The 4,144-nt window shown below is 33.3% G+C and carries 3 protein-coding genes and 1 pseudogene; all 4 read right to left on the bottom strand.

The window, feature by feature from the left end; all coding sequences use genetic code 11:
• Positions 1-680 (bottom strand): class I tRNA ligase family protein (locus B3J44_RS03240; RefSeq protein WP_286965750.1); only part of this gene is annotated, 680 nt, incomplete at its 3' end.
• A 130-nt stretch (positions 681-810) separates the two neighbouring features.
• On the bottom strand, positions 811-1,524 hold the full coding sequence (gene recO / locus B3J44_RS03235) for a DNA repair protein RecO (RefSeq protein WP_198855335.1): 714 nt from the start codon (positions 1,522-1,524) through the stop codon (positions 811-813).
• 62 nt (positions 1,525-1,586) lie between these two features.
• Positions 1,587-3,869, bottom strand: a complete 2,283-nt coding sequence (locus B3J44_RS03230) for a T9SS type A sorting domain-containing protein (protein WP_286965755.1) — start codon at positions 3,867-3,869, stop codon at positions 1,587-1,589.
• A gap of 125 nt (positions 3,870-3,994) precedes the next feature.
• Positions 3,995-4,144: pseudogene (locus B3J44_RS03225) on the bottom strand (glutamate dehydrogenase); the annotation flags it as partial.

The raw sequence follows: 4,144 nt of genomic DNA, 5'->3' as shown, positions 1-4,144 counted from the left end.
CCTTGCAAGAATGAAGGCAAAGTTTCTGGAAGCGTTTTAAACTGCGCTACAATTGTAGTATCAGTTACATCACGGTAAGCTCCAGGCTGATTTACCTCATGAGAAGACAATCCTGTTCCTGCTTTTGGAGAATATGGCTGAATTGTATATCCTTTGTACAACAAACCTTTATCATAGATTTGTTTCAAAAGCCACCAAACCGATTCCATGTATTTTGGCTTATAAGTCACATATGGATCTTCCATATCTACCCAATAACCCATTTTTTCGGTCAAATCATTCCATACGTCGGTATAACGCATAACGGTTTTTTTACACGCTTCATTATATTCTTCAATAGAAATGGTTTTACCAATATCTTCTTTTGTAATTCCTAATTCTTTTTCGGTACCCAATTCTACAGGTAAACCGTGAGTATCCCATCCGGCTTTTCTTTTAACCTGAAAACCTTTTTGAGTTTTATATCTGCAAAAAATATCTTTAATCGCACGTGCCATTACGTGGTGAATTCCAGGTAATCCGTTTGCTGAAGGTGGACCTTCAAAAAATACGAAAGGCTCAGCACCTTCGCGAGTTGTTACACTCTTTTCAAATATATTTTCTTTCTTCCAAAAATCAAGAACTTCAGACGCTACAGTTGGCAAGTCAAGTCCTTTGTATTCAGTAAATTTTGTACTCATTTTATCCTTTTCTTAAACGAGGTGCGAAAGTAAGGAATTTTGAGGGAAATAGATAAAAGATAACGGAAAAAAGACCGATTTCGGGAAATTTTGAGTAGATTCCGCAACAAATAATATTCTTTTTATCTATTTAAGAGAAAACTTCCTTTAAAATCTCTAAAGATTTAGGTTTTTTGAATCCTTCCAGATGAAGACTATAATAATCGATTAGAATTTTCAGAAGAATTTGTCTTTCTAAAACATGAAAGACTTTTTGATCATTATCAAATTTTAATTCCAGTAGTTTTTTAAACAAATTGGTTTCATGTTCTGAAAGCACATTTGCTTTTTGAAAAAGAGTAAAAACGCCTTCATTCATTTCAAAAAAAGGCAAATCGATCTCAGAAGTATCGGGATAAAAACCAAGATATTTTGTGATTTCTAAAAGCAGAATTAAATGAAAATTAGAAATTTCATCATGATGATCTAGCCAAGTTAGCGCCGTTTCTAAAAACAAAAACAACTGTTCGTTTTTTTCTTCTTCTTGAATCGAATAATGCAGCATCTCTGAAAGAAACATAACCATTGTACTTTTCACAATATCAGTATGAATAGTCTGAAATGGAACAGCACTTTTTATTTCTTTAAAATTTTCTAAAGTGCCTTTATTTTTGTGAACAGCTTCAATTTCTAAAATCGAAAACGGCTGAAAATAAGCAATTTTCTGACTTGCCTTTCTGCTAGAAAAAGCGTCACGTACAAAGTAAGATTTCAGTCCGCTGGAAAGTGTAAAACATTTTACGATCAAGCTTTTTTCCTGAAATTTTAATGATGAAATTACTATGGCTTTGGTTTTGACTTGCAAAAGATTTTTATTTTTTGTTTGAAGTTTTAGCTTTCACTGAAAACTGTAACTGCGATTGAATATTATCGAATAATCATCACTTTTTTAACTTTAGTTTCTCCTCCGTCTTGAGCAGAAATAAAAACCATGTAAACTCCAGATGCTACTTTATATCTTCCGAAAGCAGTTGTGTCCCATTCGATTGTTCCGCCCGAAGATGTTACTTCGTAAACTAAATTCCCCTCAATGTCAGTAATTTTGACATTTGCCTTATCAATTAATCCTGCAACTTTAACGGTTCCTGTATAAGTAGGACGAACTGGATTTGGATAAACATAAACATTGCTTAAATCTTCATTGGCATCTGTTGAAATTCCGCCAAACGAAACCAATCCTTTACTGGTTGCAATAAAAACTTCTCCTGTTCTACCATTTATCTTAATATCATTTACATAATTACTTGGCAATGGCGAATTGTTTATCGTAAAATGATATTTTGTTTCCTGTCCATTTGGCGAAACCATAAATACTCCAGAATCTGCAGTCCCGATCCATTTGTTATTTGCACCATCAACTGCAATAGAAGTTATAAACTGCTCGTATAATAATTCTTGAGCCAAATTATCTTCTGTAATAATAATCGGATTGGCTTTTAGCTGACTTTCAGATTGAAAACTCGAGGCGTTAGACAAAACTCTCAAACCCTTTGTCGTTCCAATCCAAAGCTGATTTTTTGTATCTAAAGCTATCGCTCTTACATCTGCAATTGGCAAATTACCAGCATCAGCACCAAAAGTCATTTTTTTAAAGGTATTAGTGCTTTCATTAAATCCGACAACTCCCGTTTTATAAGTCCCGATCCACTTTACATTATTGCGATCTATTACTATACTCGAATAATTCTCTTCTCCCACATCTTCTGATATTGCAGCCATCGAATAGCTGCCCCATTGCCCATTCGTTTTTAGAACTTTCAATCCGTTATTGATTCTACTGTTGGTCACCCAAAGATTTCCAGATTTATCAAAAGCAGTTGCATTAATTCGGACATCTATATAATTTGGACCTTCTGTTGTAATTGACTCCAAACCACTGTTTTTTTCATTATACAAAAGAGTTGGAACATCATTTTCAATCTTCAACAATCCAGAAAAAAAAGAACCGGCATAAACTTGCTTTTCATTATTCGGATTGATATAAATTCTGGTTATTGATTTTGCGTCAAAAACATCAGAATATGGAATATTTAACCATCCAGAAGCATTAAAGCGACTAATTCCGTAACTATCTAAAGGATAAGGGTTGTACACAGCATCGTAATCTCCATATACTGCCCACAAAACATTTGAACCCGCATCTATAGAAAAAATATTATTGCGTACTGGTCCACTGGGAGTACTATTTTCGAAAACTGTGACGTTATTTAAAGAAGAAACAAACAAACCTTTTTCTTTTGTCCCGATGAAAATCTGATCCCCAATAGCGGTTGCGCAACTAAAATTCAAACTATTATCTAAAACCTGAGCATTTGTAATTTGTCTATTCAACACCATTTGATTATTATAAACATAAACAGTATTGGCAGTTGTAACAAATAAATTATGATTTTTTTCTCTTGTATCAATAGCCGCCTGAGGCAATTGCAAAAAGGCTACAAATGTATTTGAATTGAATCGATGAATATATCCAGAACTATTTATTGCAATAAGTTCTGTATCTAAAGCTTCAACACTAGACCAATCTCCTCCGTTTACAATTGACCATTGGCTAAAATCTACAAGATTAGCGTTTGCACTGTCAGCTTTTCTAATACCGCTAGAAGTTGCCGCAAAAATAAATCCGTTAAACATTGCCGTTTGTTTTACACTTATTTCTGCTCCATTATCACCAATAAAATAAGTGTCACCGAATTGTGAAGTTTTAAGATTGAATTGAACAATTCCAAAATCGCAAGAAACATATATCAATCCATTATTCTCCATAAAGTGATTGATTTTTTTAGTATTTGCTGGCAGTTGTTTATTAATAATATCAACGACTTTCAACATACTTCCGTCAGCATCATTAATTAAAATCATTAATCCATTTTCATAGCCAACTATTGTTTTTTTGAATGCTTCGCTGTAGTAAACTGCAGAAATTGTCTGACCTGAAAGTCCGTCAACTGTAGTAATCGATTTAAGAATATTTGTTGTCACGTTTCTTGAAAACAATGCATTTTCTGAAGCTGCTATTACATCTGTCGTTGATTCTGAGATATCCTTTACTTCATTAAATGAAAAATAACCTTGCCAAGACAATTTGCCCTGCGCCATGCAAAAGTGAATTAGAAGTAAAAACAAACTGCAGAAAAAAATTTTTTTCATCATATAATGTATTCGAATAGACAAATATACTACAAACGGAATTTTATTTAATTTTTAGCACAAATAAAATACCCCCGATATCTTATGAAGATAACGAGGGCATTTCTAATTATTGTAATTAAATCTTAAACTACACCTTGAGCAAGCATAGCATCGGCAACTTTTACAAATCCGGCAATATTAGCTCCTTTTACGTAGTTAACATATCCGTCTTCTTCTGCACCGTATTTTTTACATTGGTTATGAATTCCGATCATGATTTCTTTCAATCTCAA

Source organism: Flavobacterium sp. UBA4854 (assembly GCF_002399805.1).
Lineage (GTDB): Bacteria > Bacteroidota > Bacteroidia > Flavobacteriales > Flavobacteriaceae > Flavobacterium > Flavobacterium ginsengisoli.
This window is presented reverse-complemented; position numbering and strand designations above follow the sequence as displayed.